Source organism: Burkholderia sp. IMCC1007 (genome assembly GCF_027257875.1).
Classification (GTDB): Bacteria; Pseudomonadota; Gammaproteobacteria; order Burkholderiales; family Burkholderiaceae; genus Burkholderia.
Genome location: NZ_JAPVQY010000001.1, coordinates 129125 through 149629, shown reverse-complemented (window position 1 = coordinate 149629; position 20505 = coordinate 129125). Strand labels below are relative to the sequence as shown.

Annotated in this window: 24 protein-coding genes; all 24 read right to left on the bottom strand. The window is 60.4% G+C overall.

The window, feature by feature from the left end:
* Positions 1-5: 5 nt before the first annotated feature.
* Positions 6-437: a hypothetical protein gene (locus tag O1Q03_RS00815; RefSeq protein WP_269501120.1), complete on the bottom strand. Its 432-nt coding sequence runs from the start codon at positions 435-437 to the stop codon at positions 6-8.
* Entirely contained in the window at positions 434-784 is a 351-nt protein-coding gene (locus O1Q03_RS00810; RefSeq protein WP_269501119.1) for a hypothetical protein, read from the bottom strand. The genes O1Q03_RS00815 and O1Q03_RS00810 overlap by 4 nt, the downstream gene beginning before the upstream one ends.
* Positions 785-811: 27 nt before the next feature.
* The gene (locus tag O1Q03_RS00805) at positions 812-1621 is read right to left on the bottom strand and encodes a hypothetical protein (RefSeq protein WP_269501118.1); all 810 of its coding nucleotides are present in this window, start codon (positions 1619-1621) and stop codon (positions 812-814) included.
* A gap of 14 nt (positions 1622-1635) precedes the next feature.
* Positions 1636-2292, bottom strand: coding sequence for a YmfQ family protein (locus O1Q03_RS00800; RefSeq protein ID WP_269501116.1), 657 nt, complete (start codon positions 2290-2292; stop codon positions 1636-1638).
* A 6-nt stretch (positions 2293-2298) separates the two neighbouring features.
* Positions 2299-3462, bottom strand: coding sequence for a baseplate J/gp47 family protein (locus tag O1Q03_RS00795; protein ID WP_269501114.1), 1164 nt, complete (start codon positions 3460-3462; stop codon positions 2299-2301).
* 1 nt (position 3463) lies between these two features.
* A complete protein-coding gene (locus tag O1Q03_RS00790) occupies positions 3464-3910 on the bottom strand; it encodes a phage GP46 family protein (RefSeq protein WP_269501113.1) in 447 nt (148 codons plus the stop codon).
* Between the two features lie 3 nt (positions 3911-3913).
* On the bottom strand, positions 3914-4477 hold the full coding sequence (locus O1Q03_RS00785) for a phage baseplate assembly protein V (protein WP_269501111.1): 564 nt from the start codon (positions 4475-4477) through the stop codon (positions 3914-3916).
* Entirely contained in the window at positions 4477-5619 is a 1143-nt protein-coding gene (locus tag O1Q03_RS00780) for a phage baseplate assembly protein (RefSeq protein ID WP_269501110.1), read from the bottom strand. Before O1Q03_RS00780 ends, O1Q03_RS00785 begins: the two co-directional genes overlap by 1 nt.
* Positions 5619-7268 carry a phage tail tip lysozyme gene (locus O1Q03_RS00775; RefSeq protein ID WP_269501109.1) on the bottom strand — a complete coding sequence of 550 codons (1650 nt, stop codon included), beginning with the start codon at positions 7266-7268 and terminating at the stop codon, positions 5619-5621. Before O1Q03_RS00775 ends, O1Q03_RS00780 begins: the two co-directional genes overlap by 1 nt.
* A 15-nt stretch (positions 7269-7283) precedes the next feature.
* On the bottom strand, positions 7284-8708 hold the full coding sequence (locus tag O1Q03_RS00770; protein ID WP_269501108.1) for a DNA circularization protein: 1425 nt from the start codon (positions 8706-8708) through the stop codon (positions 7284-7286).
* Between the two features lie 163 nt (positions 8709-8871).
* Entirely contained in the window at positions 8872-9432 is a 561-nt protein-coding gene (locus O1Q03_RS00765) for a phage tail assembly protein (RefSeq protein ID WP_269501107.1), read from the bottom strand.
* A gap of 3 nt (positions 9433-9435) precedes the next feature.
* Positions 9436-9810 carry a phage tail tube protein gene (locus O1Q03_RS00760; protein ID WP_269501106.1) on the bottom strand — a complete coding sequence of 125 codons (375 nt, stop codon included), beginning with the start codon at positions 9808-9810 and terminating at the stop codon, positions 9436-9438.
* A gap of 69 nt (positions 9811-9879) precedes the next feature.
* The gene (locus O1Q03_RS00755; protein WP_269501105.1) at positions 9880-11370 is read right to left on the bottom strand and encodes a phage tail sheath subtilisin-like domain-containing protein; all 1491 of its coding nucleotides are present in this window, start codon (positions 11368-11370) and stop codon (positions 9880-9882) included.
* Entirely contained in the window at positions 11367-11546 is a 180-nt protein-coding gene (locus O1Q03_RS00750) for a DUF2635 domain-containing protein (RefSeq protein WP_269501104.1), read from the bottom strand. Before O1Q03_RS00750 ends, O1Q03_RS00755 begins: the two co-directional genes overlap by 4 nt.
* A gap of 9 nt (positions 11547-11555) precedes the next feature.
* Complete coding sequence (locus O1Q03_RS00745; protein ID WP_269501103.1) at positions 11556-12161, bottom strand: hypothetical protein; 606 nt, start codon at positions 12159-12161, stop codon at positions 11556-11558.
* Positions 12154-12492 (bottom strand): head-tail joining protein, encoded by a 339-nt coding sequence (locus O1Q03_RS00740; RefSeq protein ID WP_269501102.1) that lies wholly within the window; start codon positions 12490-12492, stop codon positions 12154-12156. The genes O1Q03_RS00745 and O1Q03_RS00740 overlap by 8 nt, the downstream gene beginning before the upstream one ends.
* A complete protein-coding gene (locus O1Q03_RS00735) occupies positions 12492-13529 on the bottom strand; it encodes a major capsid protein (RefSeq protein WP_269501101.1) in 1038 nt (345 codons plus the stop codon). Before O1Q03_RS00735 ends, O1Q03_RS00740 begins: the two co-directional genes overlap by 1 nt.
* Positions 13530-13592: 63 nt before the next feature.
* Complete coding sequence (locus O1Q03_RS00730; RefSeq protein WP_269501100.1) at positions 13593-14240, bottom strand: head decoration protein; 648 nt, start codon at positions 14238-14240, stop codon at positions 13593-13595.
* 33 nt (positions 14241-14273) lie between these two features.
* Positions 14274-14948, bottom strand: a complete 675-nt coding sequence (locus O1Q03_RS00725) for a hypothetical protein (RefSeq protein ID WP_269501099.1) — start codon at positions 14946-14948, stop codon at positions 14274-14276.
* 29 nt (positions 14949-14977) lie between these two features.
* A complete protein-coding gene (locus O1Q03_RS00720) occupies positions 14978-15856 on the bottom strand; it encodes a S49 family peptidase (protein ID WP_269501098.1) in 879 nt (292 codons plus the stop codon).
* Positions 15853-17529: a phage portal protein gene (locus O1Q03_RS00715; RefSeq protein ID WP_269501097.1), complete on the bottom strand. Its 1677-nt coding sequence runs from the start codon at positions 17527-17529 to the stop codon at positions 15853-15855. The genes O1Q03_RS00720 and O1Q03_RS00715 overlap by 4 nt, the downstream gene beginning before the upstream one ends.
* Positions 17529-17774, bottom strand: a complete 246-nt coding sequence (gene gpW, locus O1Q03_RS00710; RefSeq protein WP_269501096.1) for a gpW family head-tail joining protein — start codon at positions 17772-17774, stop codon at positions 17529-17531. Before gpW ends, O1Q03_RS00715 begins: the two co-directional genes overlap by 1 nt.
* A gap of 7 nt (positions 17775-17781) precedes the next feature.
* Positions 17782-19917, bottom strand: coding sequence for a phage terminase large subunit family protein (locus O1Q03_RS00705; RefSeq protein ID WP_269501095.1), 2136 nt, complete (start codon positions 19915-19917; stop codon positions 17782-17784).
* Positions 19853-20470: a hypothetical protein gene (locus tag O1Q03_RS00700; protein WP_269501094.1), complete on the bottom strand. Its 618-nt coding sequence runs from the start codon at positions 20468-20470 to the stop codon at positions 19853-19855. The genes O1Q03_RS00705 and O1Q03_RS00700 overlap by 65 nt, the downstream gene beginning before the upstream one ends.
* Between the last annotated feature and the right edge of the window lie 35 nt (positions 20471-20505).

The window sequence follows — 20505 nt, the reverse complement described above, 5'->3', positions numbered from 1 at the left end:
ATCCTTCACGCAATGGTAATGGTGGGCTGCTGCGTAATGACCCCGGCAGAGTTTCGGGTAACCTGCGGCTGCGTGACAGTCTTCGTGACACTGCCCTGAACGTAGGTGGCATGCCAGGCATCCACCGCACCAGGGAAAGCGGTACTGGCGACGTCAGTCGTGAAAGTTCCCGTGGCGCCATCCGGCCAAACGATGCTGGCCGTGGCAAGGGCATTGTTTGAGTCGTACGTGGCACTGACGAGCCGAAACGACGTGGAGTATGCCCATTGAAGAAGCCGCTGATTCAGCGGGCTTTGCACGATGATGCCGCCTGGTGTCGATCCGTCATGCACGTGCAGCGTGCCATCATCCGTATTGTGGGTGACTTCGCTCAATGCGCCGGTGAAGGCTGCAGTCTGAGCATTGTTGCCGCGACGCAGCTTAAGCACGTTGCTCATGCGATTGATCCCATGTCGAAGGTTTGAATCGCCGGGTCGGAAATTGACCCGAGGTCAGTCACGCCAGCCGTAAAGAGATTGGCTGCCGCAGCACTAGTAGCAGCGGCCGCTGCGGATGCGGCCGCATTATTTGCTTGCTCAGTAGCATCTGCGAGAACGCCATCAGCCTGCTGATTGATCTCTTGGCTTTTTTGAGCCAGAAATTTTTGAATTGATGGAACCTCCACTTGTCCGCCGGTCGTGGTGTACGAATCCGTCGGACTACCGTTGACGAACTTGTCGATCCGCGCCGCATTCTGTTGGAAAAGCTGGTTAACTGCAGGAAGTTGATCAGGGGGAGTGCTCATCGTTTTCCCATCAAGCTCGAAGTCGGGTTAGGTGCCGGTGTACTGCACAAAGCACAGTGCGTAGAACGGCGGCAGAATGTCGATCGATTCGCCTTGGCCGGCGTTCTTCGTCGTAATACCTGTGCTTGCTGGTTTGACGGTCAGGCCTGTGCTTTCTGGGTTCACGGTCAGTCCAGTAGACGACGCTGACGTCGTATAGGTGTCGGCCTGGGCGTTGTTGTATGGTCCGTTGCCTTGGCCGTAAGTTGTATCGACGACACCGACGCGGCCGATCACAACCTCATGAGCGTGTGGTTCCTCGGTGGTACCGTGAGCGTGTGGTTCCTCGGTGGTGCCGTGAGCGTGTGGTTCCTCTTCTACGTCGTGGTTGTGCGCTGGCATTTGACTTACGTTCAGCGTCACCGAGGCATTGCCTCCCGTGTCGCCAACGGCATACGCTCCGCCGGCTCCGACGACGAACTTATCGGTCAGGTTGATCGTCCCATTCTGGCCATCGGCCAGATGCCACCCAGGGCCGAAACGAGCCGGAATGCCCGCCACAGAGCCTGCCCATATCTTGATGTCGCCCGGCTGCGGGCCAGCGGCGGCCTCGACCGCAGTCGAGATCATGTTCTCGATCGCGAGTGCAAGTTGATTCCGCTTCGTCTTGTCGGGCGTGACGTTGCCAGCCGAAAGCACGTTCAGCAGCTCCATCATCACCGTGTTCATGAACTCCGACCTCAACACGGTGCGCGGCACGCTCGTCTGCGGGTTGCCATCGGTGAAGAAGCCCGGCGTTCCCAAAGTAGACATCGCCGGCATTTCCGCCGCGACAGTCGGATCGTCGTATTGGTACATCGAATATCCTGATGTCAGAGAGACTGCAGCGCAGACGGAAGCTGCACATTCACGATTTGATCGAGAAGGCTGGCACCGTTAGGGTCCAGCATCCAATAGAGCACTGCTGAATCCGCGAATTGAACGACGGTGTGGGCCGGCGCCAAAGTCTCAAATTCACATTCGAGCACCGCGTTGCCCCAGTACTGCGCGGCCCCAGGCGTGTCATTGAAAGGTATCCAGACTGTCCAAACATGGGCCCATTCGGAACCTCCCATCGGGTCGCCCATACCCGAAGACCCCATCCCGAAGGGCGCTTGCTGTTCGATGATGATCGAGCAGCCGATCAGTGCGGCTTGGCCGTAATAAAACGCAATCGACTGGCCGCCGTTATTCGCCAATCGCATAACCACTTGCGCCTGGCGATTCGAAATCGTCGGAGACTCGCCGGCGCATGGATCAGGCAGCCCAAGGGTTTCCTCCCACTCCGGAAGCAACTCATAGGCGGTGCCAGGGAACGCGTCGACCAACAAGTAGTTAGCGCGGGCCGTCTGACGTTCGTAGCTGGGCGCCAGACCAGATAAAACCTGCGTTTGCACGGCGTCGTCCGCTCTGGGCCAAATCCGCCCACGCGGGAGCAATCCTTGCAGCGCCTTCAGGAAGTCGGCTGCAGTGAAGTTCGGTGCGAGCATGGATCCTCAGTCATACGTCACTGCTGCCAAAACTGGAAGCTGGCCGATGCCACTGGAGATATTTCCCGGATACGTCGTCGTAGTCGTACCAACCACGCCCTGAATCTGGTTAATCAGGAATCCGCTCGTACCAGCAACGGAGCGGATAGCTGCTGAAATGTCATCGCGATTGACTGTCCCAGCCTTAGGATCGCCGTCCCGGAAGAACACATCCGAAATCGCCGAGAAGACTGCCTGTCGGGTTGCTGTCGTTGCCGATGCAAGTCCGCCAAGGCTGATCGTTATGCTGTTTGCAATAGGCGCGCATGAATACAGGAGAGCTGTCACCGGCTGAACGGCAACGATCGCATCGGCGACAATCAGTTGATCCCCCGACGCGACGGTATCTCTAGGAACACCCCCGGGCCCTTGGTCGTACTGAGAGACACCATTGGTACCTTGCGGGAATCCTCCATGCGCAGCCTCGGCCGTGTCCCACATTGTGTAGAGCACCACCGTTCCAGCACCAAACCCGTTCGGCGCGCACCAGGCACGAGTCACGCCAGGAACGTCGGTCGCCCACTTCACGTAATCCCGCGGATCGCCCCCCTGCGGCGTATTCTGAAAGGCCTCAAGCATGCGGCCGCGCAAACTATCGTTCGTCTCAATGTCATCGCCGGCGGCCACATTTCCGGTAATCGTGCCGCTCGTCTGAATGCCGCTGACTGCGGCTCCGAGCGATACGGCTGTGCCAACGTCCGCATTGCCCGACGAGCCGGCGACGTCAGCTACGATCGTCACCGAGACCGTTCCGCCGGAACCGACTGTTCCAGTCGTCGATACCGTATATGAAACGCCATCACCGCGAACGACAGGCGTCCCCGAGCTCAAAACTGCGTCCGTTGCGCCCTGGAACTGAGCCGTAAGTTGCGCCTGAGATGCGACCTTTCGATAAACCTTCTTCAGCGCGGCCCAGCCCTCCAGATATTCGTCCTCTGCGGTAAACGGGACCGCCATCTTGGCGATCCAGTCCAGGTAGCCGTAGTGCAAGTTGGACATCCCGGCTTGCACTTTGCCGATGACCCGGAGCACTGCCATCCGGAGCAGCGCGTCGGCACCTTGGAGGGATGACGAAATGTCGGCCGCCACCTCCGACATCAAAGTGGAAAGCGTTTTTCTTTGGAATGGCATATCAGGAGAGCTGTTTCCAGGCCCATGCGTACGTCATGGAGATCTGCGAGCCGTTGGGTTGATATAGGACGATCTGCGCACCGAGAAACGTGTCGCGCACCCACTGCGTCTGCGCATCGATGCTGGCCACCACACCATCATCGACCAGCCACTGCAGGGCCTCGAAGATGTAATCGCGAGCGTCGCTAAGCACTTCCTGCGTTTGCTTTGACCGATCGAGCAACCATAGGCGTGATCCTATGGGCTTGTCCTCGCCAATATCGCCCCACCACCCGCGAGGATCGCCGGACCCATCTGGAATCGCGTCATCCGGATTGGCAGCGCGATCCGTGAAGAGGCTGATAAGTACGGCGCTCGGTAAATCATTGCCAGTAACGAGAGCCGGTGCGACGAACTCCCAATCACCACGGCTATTGTCCACGTCCCAGATAACGGTGATGTCGGGCATGTATTACTCCAGCTGATTCGGAGCGTTCGACGTACGCGTATCGCCGCCACCTTGCACACTCACAACATCGTGCGTATGCGTGTTTGCAACTTCTCGCATACCGGCCATCGTCCGCGTGTTCGTCTCGCAGTTGTCCAGCACGTCGCCCTTTACCTTGAGCAATTGTGTGTCTGCGAACACTTCCGGCGCGTTCGTCAGCGTGATTGGCTTGCCGCCACCATTCACGATGATCCCTGACGCTGTCAGATATACCGCCTGCCCCTTGTCGTCATGGATTGCGACCTCCCCTGTCGCGAGCCCCGTCATTCGAAATTTCGCATTCGATGTCGCGATCACGATTCCATCGTTGCGATCGCCATTTTTCGACCCGACGATCGCTTGCGATCCTGCCGGCGGGTTGGATACATACCCGTATTCGGCAAACCGCGGCAGGTCAGGAAGAAGCTCAAGCCCATTCACGCGGACCTGAACCATCTGCACTGGTTTTGTATCGTCGACAAGCGCGATCGTCCCTCGCGCCAGCATCAACAACACCCGGCGCGCAAGCCTGTTGAGATCTCCCAGCATCACCGCTCCGTAGGGGGCTGCGTCAATTCGTCCATCGGCAGCGTATCGAACGCTACTGGCTCAGGCAGGAAGCCCTGTCGCGGCCCGAACACCAGCTCTGCATGCGTTCCGTTCTCGTTGAGGATGTATGTCACCTCCGCAAGCAGGAGCATCGTGCCGTCGGGCACCCCGACAGCGGGCGCCGACACCGGGTAATTGATGTTTGGAGTCCACGGAACACCATCGGCGTCGCGCCAGTTATCCGCCAACACGCGGACGCGCCGAGAGCGGCCATATGAACGCGACGCCATCCAGTTCACGCGCTTCTCGATAAACCGAGGATCCGTCGCGCTAAGCTCCGCGACAAAGTAGATCGGACGAAGCCTATTCGTCGTGCTTTTTGCGATCACTGTGACGGCCGGTAGGTTCGTAACGCCTTCGTCTTCGGCGCCCATGCTGTATGCGCTGAGAACCGCATTGAACGTACTGAACGTGCCGAGCGTCGTCTTCGTGCACGTGATCGCCTCGGTGTTTTCGCCGACTGCGACGCCCGAGTCGCCCTGCTCGGCTCCGGCGATTGAGATCGTCAGCTCACCCTTTGCGCTCTCGAAGATCAAGACTCCGCAATAGCGTGCATACCGCTCGATCACCTCCCATGCGGTCTCGGTGATGCTTACAAGCTGACGCGGAAGTGCTGGAACCTGGTCGAGAATCGCTTGCGTGCCGTTGTCAGGCACAACCACACTTACCGAATATGGCTCCACGATCGTCTTGCACAGCGCAACAAGCGACGTATTCGGATTGATCTTGTCGATACGGCAGGAGCAATCGACTAGATCAGCCAGCTTTCCGCGGCCCGAAATGACGATGTCGTGCGTGCGCGGGGTCATGATCGATTCGACAGTCTCGACATACCCCGTCAACACGACATCGTCTCCGATCGAAATCGTGACCGGCGCCCCTTCACGCGATACCAACTTCAGCGTGTTTGCATCGGACGAGCACGTGAGGACGAAAAACGAGGTCGCAACTTCGATTGACCGTGTGATGCGAACGGCCTTCCACCCGGTGAGCATCAACCCATCTTGCGTAAGCAAGACGCGCACTTCAACTGCCGCGGGCTTAGGGCCCACGGCGTCGACGATACGGTCTGCATTCGGCATCAGAAACTACCAGGTGAGTATGCGTATTGATCGCCCAATGGCGCCTGCTGACGGTCCGTCTTTATGTCAGTTTCGACGTTCGACGTTGATGTCACGTTTGCGCTCGTTCCAGCCGGCGGATTCTTGTGGACGATCTCGATGCGGACCTTCCCTGGTTCGGCACTGGCAGCGGCCGGCTGCATATCCTCGTTTTGATCCGCGCCCTGGCTACGACTGCCATTGGTCGCGCCGTCGGCGCGGCCATACAACGGCGGGACGCGCACTTCCGCGAGCTGCGCATCAAGACCTTGAGCGATTGCCGCTCGGCGCACGTTCTCTTCAGGATTGCCGTGCCGCTCATACAGTGTTGAGATTCGCATCGCTGCGGTTGCGGCATCATTCGACTCTGCCAAAGCACGACCGGCATTCGACTCGTGGTGCTGCAGCTCCCAGAGCGAGTAGCCGAGCTGCTCGTCGCGAGAAGCAAGTGCAAGTGGCCGTCCGAAATTCTGCTCGTAGATCTTCTGCCGCGCCTTGTCCCACTGGAAGAGGCCAACATGTCCAGTATCATTTTCCGCGCGCTCATTGAAGCTGCTCTCGCGATAAGCGTTCGCCGCCATCCCTATCGCACGCTCACGCGAGAGGCCGTGGTTGACATACCACTCGACCATCGACCGAGCATCCTCGAGGCGAGCGCCATTTCCAACGATGGTCTTGTCGTTGAGCTGCGCCATCGTATAGCGGCCGTTCCCTCGAAGCGCGTTCCCGACGCGCTCGAATCCATCCCAGAGCCTCTGCTCGGTGCCGTCAGAGCCATTCGGCTGAGATGGCGGCCGACCGCGGCCGGCCGACGCATCGAAGAAGAACTGAATCCCGTTCAACAGGGAATTCAGTGCCGGTTCCAAGCCGCTCAAGATGGTCGTCTTCAACCGGTCGTATGTGATGCCCAGCTTTGCCGAGGCATCCGCATACTCGCGCGCACGCTGAATATCCTGCTCGTTCGGAATGTACGCCTTCGCTGCCTGCAGATCGGCCGCTACCTGGGCCGGCCCGCGATTCAGGAAGTCGATTAGCGATCCTGCCCCTGCCGCGTTCAGGAAATTCTGCGCGCCACCATATTTCCCTTGCTTCCTGAGCGATTCCGAATACGCAGCGAGCTTTTCCAGCACGGTCTCGATCGAATCCAGTCGAGCCGGATTGGTCGAGACACCTGCGGCCTGGTAGCGCTTCAGCGCCTCCCGGTTCCGATTGTTCAGAGCATCGCTGTAGGTTTGCCGGACCTGCTCGACGCCCGCATTCGCCTGCTCAGGCGAGAGACCCGCCAGGCGTCCCGCATATTGCACTCCATAGGCCGTCGTCGTCGGCAAGCCGGTTCGAATGCCGAGGTTGTTCATCGAACGTACCGAAGATGCCCATTGAGACTCGAGTTGCGCGATCTTCATCGTCAGCGCCGTAACACCGCCGATGATGCCGGCCTTGCCGACGAAGCTTGCGATCTCGGAAATCGCTCCGCTGTTAGACGACAAGCCGAGCGAGATCGTTCGCCCGAGGTTGCTCAGACCGCCCGTCCTCGCCTGCGCCTGGAGCTTCGCCAGGCTGTTCTGGACCTGAGCGATCGGGCCAGACGCCTGGTTCTTCGCGGTAATCGCGATCGAAATTCTGCTTGCCATAGAGCCGCGCAAAAATCAGTTCGAAAGAGCCTTGAAGGACGTCGGCATGAACGCCGGATGCACCGGGTTCGCCTGTGCAACGAGTTCATCTGCTCGCGTCGGATCACGATAGATCCGCGCCGCAAGAGCCAATGCAGGCATCGGCGCCGGAAATTGAAACGCCTCGATAGATGCCAAGCCGGCGCCACGCTTGTTCAGATCAGCGACGACCGCGCCACGTAACGTCGACAGCCCTTCATAGGTCTCGTCTTCCCCGTTGTCGCCAGCGATCGTCATCTCGGCGTCAATCAGTCCAGTGACAAAATCGCGCACGCGCGCCGCGTCGTCACTCGACGTCGGCTGATAGGAGGCAGACGCCTGGGCGACAGCACCGATCGATGCACGACGGAACAGGGAGCTGCACGCCGTCTGCATGCTCCCCATCGCCGACCCAATGACAGAATTCGTCGTTACAGCCGACGGAGTGAACGTCGAGAGCGTCGATAGAAGTCGCATCGAATCGCTCGGATCGCTCGTCGCCGCCAAAACAGCAGCCGTTACCCCTTGAACAGCCGCGGTGAAGCCATCAATCGTCGGCGCGCTGAAGCTGCGCGCTGCAGAATCGAGCGCTGCAGCAGCTGCGCTCACATTCGCCCTGGCACTTGTCGCACTGTCAGTTAATGACTGCACCGTCTGCCCCGATTGCGCGGGCGCACTTGGGCTTTTGCTAAACGTCGGGACGGTCGAGCTTCCGAAGAAACGGCCGAATTCGCCCGGCAAGCTGAAAAGCAGCTGAAACAGATTGCGCGCGTCTCCGACTATGCCGATCGCAAAGTTGTACCAACCCAGGGCAGTGTCCACGACAGCGCCAAGCACCGCGGCTCCGTAGGAGATCTCATTCAACGCCGCCTTCGCAAAATCGACCGCTGCCGCGACGTTGAGCCCGGTCACGGCATTCAGCACCGACTGGAGCGTAGCGGTCTGAGCTGTCGGATACGTGCGTTGTCCGCTCTGGACAAACTCGAAATGAAACTCGAAGTAACGTCCAGCTTCCCAGCGCTCTATGCTCCGGAATCCACCAATGTTCACGGTTAGACGACCAAGCGTTGGATGCACCAGCTCGCCATCACCGATAGTCTCGACCGCAGCGATCATCAGGTCGCGTTGCGCGATGACGTCGTCACCGATCACAAATCCATACATGCGGATCCGACGCGCGCCGCGGCCGAGATCCTCAATCCATGGCGTATCACGTTGCGGATACTCGTGCGTCTGATTGCGGCGCCCAAACGACGATTCACTTCCCAACGATACGAACGGAACGCCCCGATAAGACGCCGGCCGAAGCTGTTGGAAATAAGACTGAGCAGATCCACCCAGACGCCCCGCAAGCGACGATGCCAGATTGGAAATGCCCGATACCGTGCTCAGCACTGCACCAGCGGCGCCCCCGATATTCATCCACTCACCCCAATTCGCTTGCCGAGGCGTCGCGCTCTTTCTATCCAGCGCAGGGTCTCGGTTTCAGTCATGTTCTCGACCGCATCCGGATCGAACCGCATCATGTGAGTCAGTTCTGCAAGGCGGTCATCCCACCATTCCGGAATCGAGACGCAATCGGCGATCAGTCGTCCGAGTCCGGTGACCGCCGAACCTGAAAACCGCTGAAAAAGGCGACCGCCTCGAGGAAGTCACGCGCGCACATTGCACGCACCGAGCTTTTCGGCACCTTCCCGATCAGGCTGATCAACGCCACCATACGCGCGAATGGGCCGCCCGCAGACTCGGCCTTGCGCTTTTGCTGGTTCGTCGGCTCACAAAGCGTCAGCGACGCCAGATTCAACGCGCTATCTTCCTTGGTCAGCTGAACCGGCTTCGTCAACTGAATGACGATCTCGTCCGGGCTACGCTCTGGATTGCGCGCGGCATCATGACCGAAAGAAGCGATGAAATCTTCGGCCTCATCAATCTGGCTGCCGTACATCTGGTCGATGACGTCCACAGGAGCGCCGCTCAGCATCGCGATCAACGCGATCGACGTGCCATAGACGCCCGCCGACCGCTCGGCGGTCTCGTAATCGCCAGCGAGAGGCTCCCGAAGCGTGATTTCGGTCACGACCTTAGCGTCATCACCTTTTCCGCAGGGAATCGGCTTGCGCAGGACGATGGTTTTCGTATCGCTCATCGCCTACTGCTCCGTGACCGCGCCCTGCAGGCCTTCCCAGCGGCACGTGAATTTCGCTTCCGTCGTGTCGACTTCCTGCGCTTCCACGGTCCACATGTTCCGGCCGATGACGGTTTTCCCGTTTGCGAGTTCGAGGACCAACGTAACGCTTCGCATCGCATTGAATGCAGCGAGGCTCAGGCCGCCGGAATCGCGAATCGACGCGCTGATATACGGCGCCTTCGGCATTTCGCTGAAACCATGCACCGTGTCCTGGCCGGCTTTCGACTCACGCGTGACACTACCGACGTCGTACTTCAGCTCGGCTTCGACCTGATAGTTCACGCCATCTGCGGTCAAGTAGGCGGTGCCGGCAATGAGACCAGTGTTGTTCGCCATAAATGGCTCTCCAGAGATAGAAACGCCGCCCGGTTAGGGGCGGCGCATTGTCGTGAAGCGCAGAGCCGATCAGGTCTGGTTCACGGACAAACGGAACTGCGCGAGGAGCGCGAAGATACGCAGCTGATTGATCAGGGTCCCCGGCCACAGAACGTCGACACGGTTCGGGTTCGAAGCGTTCTGCTCGACGATCAGCGCTTGCGCAAAGACGTCACTGCCTTGGACGTACCCTTCGTACTCCATCTGGCGGTATTCCGCGATCTGATCCGCCTTGATGATCTTCGGCGTGACGATCGCGGAACCCGGCGCAAATCGTGTACCGTCAGCGGCCAGCTTCACCCGCGCGTACTTCGATGTGACCAGCGTGCGCAGGCGCCGCAGAACATAGGCAAGCAGGAACATCGTTTCGATCTCGAGGTAGCTGTTGTCCGGCTGTCCAAACGCGTTCGTCTGATACGTCGTGATCAGATTTTCGATCGCGACCGTACCGTCGTCGGCCACCGTGAACGTCGAAATGCCGTCGTACAGCAGTGTATTACGCTGGCTCAGGTTGAAGCGCGATTGCAGCGGCGGCGCCGAAATGCCAGTGAGAGCCACGGTCTGCATCGGGATCCCCGGATCGGCGCGCACGCTGATCGCGGTCACCGCTGCGACTGCGGCCGCCCATTGCCACGCAGGCGTCGGCGAATCATTGAACCCCATCACGGTTTCATGCTGATTGTTCCGTGCCGTGCCAAACGTCGTCAGACCGCCCCAGGTCGCGCGATACCCGTAGAACGCGTGGCCGAACACCTGCTGTTGCCAGCTCCAGCGACCTGTCGAGTCGTTGAGGAACGCCTTGATCGCATCCATCGATGCCGTGTCCGTGAACGCGCACGCGATGAAATCGAATGGCATGTCGAGCAGATTGCCGAGCGCCGTCGTGAGCGACGGATTCGTCGCGCCGCCCGCCATTGCGGTGATCGTCGCCGTCAAGCCAGTCGGAAGAATCTCGCCGCCCGGAGCGCCCTGCTTGTTGAACCGGATGTCGATGTCGTTCCCGACGAGCCCCTTGTTGTCGGCCGTCAAGGTGACGGTGTTCGTCGCCGCAACTGCAGTGACCGGCATCGATGGGATGAGGTTGATCGCCGCAGCGATGGCGGTCGCGATTTGCGCCGTCGTCATACCTTGCGTCACCGGTACCGAAACCAGCTGATCTGCGACATAGAGCGCGATCGTGCCATTCGCCGTCGGCGCTGCGGCGATAGAAATCGATCCGGTTGCCGCAACGGCGCCAGCGGCATCTGCTACCGGCAGACACCAGACTTCGCCGAACTGGTCATTTTGGCGATACGTCCCAGTCATCAACGCAAGCACGGAGCTCGCGCCGAACTGCGCGTTTGCATCGCCCGTGCCCGCCGAGAGCAACGGAATATTCGCCGTCGCAGCACCGGCTATCATCGGGCCGATCAGCAACGCGCGCTGGTTCGTCACCGCGGTATTCGCGCGCGAATTGTCGATTTCAGCGAAGAACAACGGCGTGCGGTCGCTCTGCGGAATCTGCTTGAAAGGGATAGTCATTGTTCGTCACCTCCGCCCACCGACGTCCCGCCAACTTGTTCGATCACGACGTCGCCATCATTGGCCACGCGCGTCCAGAAAATGTCGCCATCCGGAACCTCGATACCTTCGGGCGGCAGGAATTGCTTCGTCACCGGATGCCTCACTTTGAGGCCCGGTGCAGGTTTGACGATCATTCGTCGCTCCTATTGAGAAAATGTGGCTTTGACGAAGCCTTCGGCACGTCCGTCAGGACCTTCCGTCCGAGGCGCGGGCTTCACGGCATCTGGGAATGGGGGATTCGGATACGTGCCGGTTGGATCTGCGACATTGACCAAGTCCGCAGTCAGATCGATCTCCGCGAGCACTGCCGTGACGTCCGGATAGAACGTTTCGTACATCTGCACACCTAGAGCAATCAGCAATCCGCCGACATGCTGACTACCTTCCGCAGTCATTTCGGTTTTCGTCTTGACGAACGGGAAGTCCTGCGCAAGCGCGCGAAGCGGCACGCTCTTGAAAATCGCTGCCTCAATTTCGGCCTGGAGCCGTTCTAGCGCGAGAAGCACATCAGGGCCCGAATTTCCGGAAGCCTCTACGAGGATCTCGAAGACGCTCGTGGTATCGAACGAAGTCTGGCCGCTATTCCCCTTCGATCGCTTCTCTTCGGTTCCGTACCGCACCTTGACGGCAGGAAGTCTGTCCGAAGTGACGTTCCAATCGCCCGGCGAGAAGAGATTGATGCCTTGGATCGTCGCGAGAACCGACAGCAGGATGGCTCGAAATTCAGCTCTAGCGGTCGGATCAGACATCGCGCTGCCCCGTGACGTTTAGCATCAGGCGCGCTCCTCCCCGTCCGTCAGGATGAACTTCGCGCACCACCCATTGCTCGCCGGTACTTTCGACGATCAGCCAATCGCCTTGCTGCGGCTGCACATTCGCAGGGAACTGCGACAACTGGATGCCCAGCGTCGGTTGCGATGTCGACACCATCGATCCCGTTTCGACATTGACGGCGAAATACGACTTGTCGTACACACCGCTGATCTCGAATGAACCGCCGGTCGCAGGAAGGTATGTTGCCCGCTCGCCGAAAACTCCCTGCAGAGGACCGATCACCAGGGCATCCCAGTTGACAGGCATCAGGCCTCCGAGCGACCGCTGAACAACACTTCCGGACGCGTGCAGATGTGGAGCGGGTAGCTCGACACTTCCATCTTCCACCACTCGTTGCGGTCGCGATCCATGATCGGCACGACATAGACCGGCTTGCCCGGGGTGTTGACCCACTGGAACGATTCACCCGGTGCCAGAGCACGGCGGAAGATGCCCGGCGCGCCGACCGGGAAGAACTTCACTTTGTCGTCCGGAATCTTGATCGTCGTGTTGTCGTCCGAACCGCGATAGTTCAACCACGTGATGTCGCCAAACTCGAATGCCTTGAATGCGCCGCCAGCGCCGCCACCGCGAATATCACGCGCATCGCTCCAGTTCACGAACGTCCGGATGACGTCCGGATGGTTGACGAACGCGTCGTAGAACGCATCGCCAGCGAGCGCAAAAACCTTCGTCGACGGCGTGAAGGAGCCCTGCGCCTTACGTGCCATCGAACGCGTGATCTGATTGCAGATCGGACGCAGCGAGTTCGCCGTGCCTGCCCCGAGGTTGAAGCCGACTTCCGTCGGCTTCGTGATGCCAAACTCCTGAAACCAGTCGTAGCGAACGGTTCCGTCGGAATCCGTGAACAGACCTTGCACAGCCGCGAGACGCTGGAATTCCCAGGTGTACTCGATGTTCTTCAGCAAACCCGTTGGACCCGCGAGCCGGCGCGCGACTTCGTCCTGCACCTGCATCAGCTCCGATTCGGTGCCGAACGCACGGATGTTCTGCAGTTCGTTCGCGTAGATCGTGTCCGAGTGGCGCAGCCGCGGAACGTCGAAATAGCGCGCTTGCCGCTTCTCGGTCGTGCGCTGCGTGCCTTCTTCGCCGCGCTCGCTGAGCGGGATGACAACAAGCTGGCCCTGCCGTTGCTCGACGACGAGCGCGGTGGTACGGATCGGATCGTCTGCGAAGATATTCAGCTCGCCCAGCGCTTGCGGCTGATACGGGTACTTGTCGACCGCCGCTGTCAGCGAAACGGTCGAGAACGGATCCTGGTTGAAGATGTCAAGCGATGCCATTGAACGGCTCCTTCAAATGAAAAAGCCGCCCGAAGGCGGCCTGTCTATTCGTGTCGGGTTGGATCAGCGGGCGATGATCTGCTGGGTGAGTAGCTGCGCGAGCGCGGCCGCCTGTGCGGGTGCATCCATCGATGTGTCCCACACCAGTTCCGACGTGTTGATCTCGCATTCACGAACGACCACCGCGCCCGGCGTATCGTTCAGCGTGGCGTCGACGAGGCCGAAGGAGATCCCTGCGGCGACCTGCGAGCCATCGGTGGCAGTCTTCGTGCACGGCACCCACTTCCCGGATCCAGCGGCAACCGTTACCGTGAAGCTGTCGCCCGGAACGAAAGCCGTGCCGCCAGCGGTAATCGTGAAGCCGATCCCACCTGCGCTGAATGCAACGCCCGCCGTGCCATGTCCGATTTGCTTGCCCGTCGGATCGGAAACGACGAAATGAGTCGCGTCGTCGAATTCGACGGTATATGCGCCGGCCATCGCTGCAGCGACGGTGATCGCGCCGAACGTACCGTTACCGGTATTGGTGCCCAGGGCCGCTGCGACCGCCGTTGTGCCGACGGTCTGTTTGCCCATTACCGTGCCGGGATAGACCTTGACCGCGCCTGTGAAGGTGCCGCGATCGATATGGCGGTGTCCGCGAGGCTGCGAAACCAGAAAACCGCCTGGATGCCAGGATTCGTAAAGCGGAGCGCGAGAAACGTAGCTCATGAGAATTCCTTGAGAGGGTTGAGACGATTACGCTTACGCGCGCTTTCCGGTGACCTTGGAGAATGCCCGCTCCCAGCCGGAGGCCGCTTCGCGCTGCGGATTGCGGTGCACTTCGCCGCCCGCGCCGAGTTGCGGGTTTCGAGACGTACGCGCCTGCGATCGCGCCGAATGCAAGCTCGAGTCTGCAGCCGGCGATGCCCGAAGGATCGCGAGCGCTTCTTGACGCGTCATGCTCGTGTTGAAGGCGAGATTGGCCGCGAGCTCGACATTGCGTCCGGCTGCTTTCGAGCCCATGATCGCTGCGCAACGAGCGCGCTCGCGACGACGGGCGCGGGCGACAGCGCTCTTGCCGCGCATTTCTTCTTCGTCGTCTTCGTCCTCGGCTCGCTCCTCGTCTTCATCGTCAGCAGCGCACTTGCCCTTCTTGCCCTTGCCCGAGTCGTCTTCCTCGAGCTCGTCGTCTTCGGCGCCCTCGTCGTCGCGCTCGTCGTCCTTGCGATCGTCTTCGGCGCGCTTTCCCTTCTTGCCCTTCGAGCCGTTGCTGTCGCCGTCGTCGCGGTTGCGGTTGCGGTCGTCCGACTCGTCTTCTTCCGCGCGTTCGTCGTCGCGCTCGTCGTCCTTCCGATCATCTTCGGCGCGTGCTCCGCGCTTGCTGCCAGCGAGATGGGCGAACGTAAGCCCGCTCGCCATGAGGGTGCGAATACCCATATTTGAAACCTCTTGGGGTTTGGGAGATGTCAGCCCAGCTCGGCGAGCAGGGATCGAAACGCTTCGTCCGGCGCCATCACGGCGTCGGCAAAGCCGATCTCGACGCCAGCGGCACCGAGAAACGTTGTTGCCTGCGTCTTTCGAACGACGTCAGCAGAGAGATTGCGATTTCGTGCGACCGTGGTGACGAACAACTCGCCCATTTCATTGACGTCGGCCTGGAAACGCTCCAATGCCTCTTTCGTCAGCGGGCTGAACTGATTCCCATCTGCCTTCCGGTCACCATATTTGATGATCGTGACCGTGAGACCCGCCTTGTCGATCGCCTTACTCTGATCGAGATGCATGCAGATGACGCCGACGCTACCGGTGCCACCAGTGCGCGGCACTGTGATCTGCTCGCATGCACTCGCAAGCGCATATGCCGCGCTGTACGCGCATTCATTCAGGATCGCGAGCGTCGGTTTGATACTTCGCGAGTCGTAGATCAGGTCGGCCAGGTCGAAGCATCCGGCCACCTCCCCGCCAGGCGAATCGATCGACAGCACGATCGCCTCGACGTCTTCATCGTCCAGCGCCGCGAGGAAGTTGTGCCGGATTGCGTTGTACCCGAGCATCCCAGAATATGGGCGCAGATTGCTGCTTTTCTGGACCAGCGTGCCGGACACGTCTATTACGGCAATTCCCTGTTCCAAATCATATGGAGTTTCCGCCACCTGCTGACTCGGGCCGTCGTCCCACTCGTCATAAGCCATCGGCTTAACCACGAGCGGTGCGCCGCCTGCAAATTCGATGTCAGAGATACCGAACCGGCTGGCCAGCACCCTGGCGATCACTTGCCCTTTGCTGGGATGAATCGCCAATGGCACGTCGAAGACACGCGCTGCTGAGAACGGGTAATTTTTCATTGCGGTTGCGGTTCTTCTTCAGGGGAGGACGCTTCTTTAGCTGTTTGCATTCCAGCCCAGCTCGGCGGTTCCATGCCAAGGCGCCGGAACGCTGCGAGCTCGATCGCGCGCTGCGCCAACACTTCTTCCCAGTCGAGGCCCTGCTCGGCACATTCGCGCTTGAGCGTGGAAAGCCCAGCATCCATGCCGAGCACTGCGCCCTGTTTCTCCTTCACCGGATCTACCCAGCCGCGCGCCACGCCGAGCCAATCGCATCGTGAGTACGCAGTCGCCGCCTCGACGAATTCCGGTGCATCGCTCGGGAGCACGTCGTCAAGGTCGCCGCGCTCGATGACTTCCTGTAGCCATGTCGCATACAGCGGCGTCGCGGTACCGATCTTGTACTCGGCATTGCGACGACTCAGCGTCTTCCAACTTTCGAGAAGTGCGGCCCGCGCACTCGAATAATTGGTCTTGCTCCAGTCCTGCGTAATCTGCTCTGCTGATACGCCAAGCGCAGCGGCGATTGAGCGCAGCATCTCGTGCGCAAAATCTTCGAATCCGCTGTGCGGGTGCGCAGCAGCAACCTGCTTGATTTCTTCGCCCGGCGCCAGCGTCGGGACGCGGACGTTGTTGAGCATTGCGGGACGCTCTTTCGACCAATCGGCCCGGAGATCCTGGTAGAAGCCCAGATCCCCGCCGTCGCTATCCATCGCAGCCTCGATCATCGCCGGATCGTATGGGCTTGTGACATACGTGCCGAAGATCGTTGCCACCGTAGCAGCTTGGAGTTCGACACCGTAATAGCGCGCCAGCATTTTCGCGTGCGCAAGTACCGGCGTGAATACGCCGATACCTCTGTTCTGGCCAGCACGGTCACGCTCGAAGTCGTGAATAACGCGACGCCAGCCGTCATCGTCCTCGCGCTCAACGCGTTCCCATTCCATCGATTCGACGGCGTTGTACCAGTCGTTCTGGTGCGCCTTTCGAATGTGATACGCCAATGGCACGCCGTCATCGTCGATTTCGACGCCTCCGCGCAAATACTTCTGGTCGACCATCTGATACGGATTCGACAACCGGTCCGGATCGACGACCATGAACGCTGTCGCATATTGAGCCGCGCCGCGGCCGACGCGATCGGGCTTCCAGTAGTTGACGAACAGCGACTCGCCATCGATGAGCTTGTGTCGCAGCGACAGGCGCATCTGTTGCGAGACCGTCAGCTGTCGCGAGACGTCGTTGTAGCGCCCGATGTCTTCAGAGAATCCGCGCCAGAGCGATTCGATAGCCTGCCGAATCTCGTCCGCCCACAATGCATCGAACTTCTTGCTGAATCGCGAAAGCGCGCGCCAGTCTGGGTTTGCCGACAATCGAAGGTGCGCCCCAACTGTGTTGTCAAGGATCCGCGTGATGCCGCCACTCGCCCAGCCATCGTTCCGCACAAGATCGCGCTGACGCGCGACTATGCGATCCCGAAACTGGTTGATTTCCGAATCCGGCGATCGGATGTACGGAAACCACTGGCCCATCTCGGCCGTCTGGATATTCGATGCCTCGTACGGAAAGAGGCTCGAATACGGCGGTTGCGTGATGCCAGGCCCCCCCCATCCGACAGAATCCGCGCGCGCACGATCGCCGGCCGGCGCATCCCCGAAAGGCTGGCCCGAACTGTCGACGATGAGAGATGGCATTAAAACAGCACCCTACGTGCTCGGTGGTAGCGAGGAATGAGACCGAGAGCCATTTGCAGCATCTCGATCGCTTTTCTGATCTGTGCGAGATCGCTTTGCTGATATGTGACCGACTTCGTCCCGTCCCCCTGGTTATACGTGGCCGTCACGATCTTCGTGCCCGAGGAAAGGTCGAAATAGGCCGCCTGAAGTGCGGCCAATCTCGACTGCATATCCGCAGTGCTCATTCCGTCCGTGATTGCCATTGCTTTCCTATGCGAGACGATTCGTCAGTTTCTTCCTGGGCGGCTTGACGTCGGCCGGTGCTGCAGTCGGCGCGGCCGGTTGGTCAGATGCCGGTTGCGGCACCCAAGCCTTTTGTGAAGCGTCGTAATCGAGCGGCATCGCAACGAGGTCAGCGCGCCGGTTCAGCTTCAGACCGAGGTGAGTCAGCCCGCACAGCGCGGCATACGCGTACACGCGGCAGTCCAATGCCTCGTTTGCGCGCCCGGACGGCAGCTCCCAGATCCGGTACTTCTGCCCGTTCGTGACTTTCACAACGGACCGCTCCGACGTCAGCTGCTCGAAGTAGCCAATGTCCCGATCGTTCGGGAAGTGCATGTAGCCAGGCCCGGCCTCCTCGACGTGGAGGCGGTTCCGAATCGTGTCCTTTGCCGCATTCACGCCGATGATCACCGGCCGGAACGATGCCTTCGTCTTCCGCGTCGGCCGCTTCACTGGCCAGACTGGATTGCGCTTGCCGCTGACAGCCGATTCGCCCTTGATCGCCCAGACCTTCCGGCCAAGCCGCGCCTTCGAGAAGTCGTAGACCTTCTGCGTGTGGTGGCCGCCGGAGTCGATACAGACTGCCATCGCCTCGAACGGCCGGCCGTCCGCGCGATACCAGATGCGATTCAGCAGCGCATCGAGCCGCTCCCACGGATCGGGGGTTTCCATGTCGCCCTCGATCACCTCGTAGGCGATCGACCAGCTTTCCTCGTTGCGCCCCCAACCGACGACCTCGACTTCGAAGCGATAGTCTTGGGTGTCGACGCCGACGGTAACCACCGCGACGCCGTCCGGCACTTCCGCGCCCCATCGCTCGCAGCGCGAGACGAGCGCCTCGAGGCGGAGGGCCTTACCAGAGTTCGGGCGATACGGCAGGCCGGCCTGTGTGTTCCACCAGGTCTGCTTCTTGTCTTCGTCGCCCTGTGCCTTCAGCCATTTGTCCGCGATGTCGGACGGTTTGTCCTTCTGCCATGGGCTAAACAACTTGCTGGCCTGAAAGCCGGCATGCTCGTTACTGACGGGCCACGAGCCGCAGTCGGGGCATTTCGCTCGATAGACGGCGTAACGATCGTCCGCCCACCAGTCCCATATCGCGTCGACAGCTGCTGCATCGTCGCCATCGCGCCAGGCACGATCGTAGTCGTCGAGTGGTACGTGCCGGCTGCCGCAGCAGTCGAATGGCTTCGTCTGATGCCAGCGCGCCGACTGCAGCGCCCGGAGACGATCACCTTCCGACCAGCCGACACCGCAGCTTTCACAATAGACGCGCGCTGTCTTGGGATGGTGCTGGAGCACCGTTCCCTTGTCGTCCTTCGTCTTGTCCCACTCGACATGCTTGAAGAAGTCCGGGAACTGACGATGTCCGCAGTGCGGACACGCGAGCGACGCGCGCCGTTGATCTGATTCCTTGTAGCTGGCCTCGATCCGACTTTCGTCTTCGACCGTCGGTGAGCATGCGCGCACCGAAAGCCAATTCACGCCGAACGTCGCTGTCCGCTCTTCCGCGAGCGCGATCGGCTCGCCTTCGCGCGTCACCGGATATTTGTCGACCTCGTCGGCGAGGATGACTCGCACCGGCCGGCGCGCGAGGTTGTCAGGACTGCCGGCGCCCGCGAGTGCCAGAAAGCCACCGGGAAACGCCTTGAAGAGCAGCGTTTCGTCGGCATTGCGAGTCTTGCTCGTTCCGACGAGCTCGCGCAGCACCGGCGTCACCCGAATCATCGGGCTGATACGCTCCTTGCTGAACTGCTCGGCTGCGGCCTCTTTCGGTTGCAGCAGCAGGATCGGACACGGATCCAGATGCGCGAAGTAGCCGAACACGTTCTCGAGCAATGCAGTCTTTAGCAGCTGCGTGCTGACCATCGTCGTAATGACGTGCACGCCTGGCTCAGTGACCGCGAGCATCGGGCCGCGCGCGACCTCGACGGTCGACGTCTCCCAGTTGCCCGAAGTGCTGCCCGCCTCTTTCGCGAGCTTCCGGTACCGATCCGCCCACTCCGGTACGCTTATCCGTGGCGGCGGCGTCCACGCGCGGCGGACAGCCGCGCGAAGCCGGTTACCCTTCTCGCTCGGAGAAATTGGCTTCGGGCTCGCCGAGCTGGGCGATTTGCTTATGGACATGCGCGGTTAGAGCCTCGACAACTCGGTCGGCCTCGACGCCCAGATCGGCTGCCAACAGCGGTCCTACTCTGGTCGGCCAGTTAAGCCACGCATCGCGCTGCGCCCGGAACTCCTCGAAGAGGATTGCAGTTGCGGTCTCCAGATCAACGAGTGACCCGGACTTCTGTTCGAACTCGAGCTGCCGCAGCAGCGCGAGGTAGTTTTCCTTCTTCGCGAGCGCGTCCGCGTAATCCAGCATCTCGTCGCCGGAGTCGACGTGTCGACGCGCGGCATCGGCCGCAGTCTCACCGTCGCGGACCTCGAAACGCTCGCCGGTTCGCGCCGGCCGCGAACCGCGAACCGACTGCGAAGCCTGCGAACCAGGGTTCGCACTTTGGTTCGCACTGTTCGCACCTGCGACATTGCCTTCGCGCCACGCTGTTCCGACGAGCGCCGCATCGAGCGATTTATCGTCGAAGGCCTTGAGCCTATTGAGTTTCAGCGCTTTCCGGACCAGCGTGTCTGACACGCCTTCGCGACGCGCGAACTCGCGAATTGAAATGCCCTGGGGCATGGGTGCGAACCCCTTTCGAACTTCATAGCTGGGGA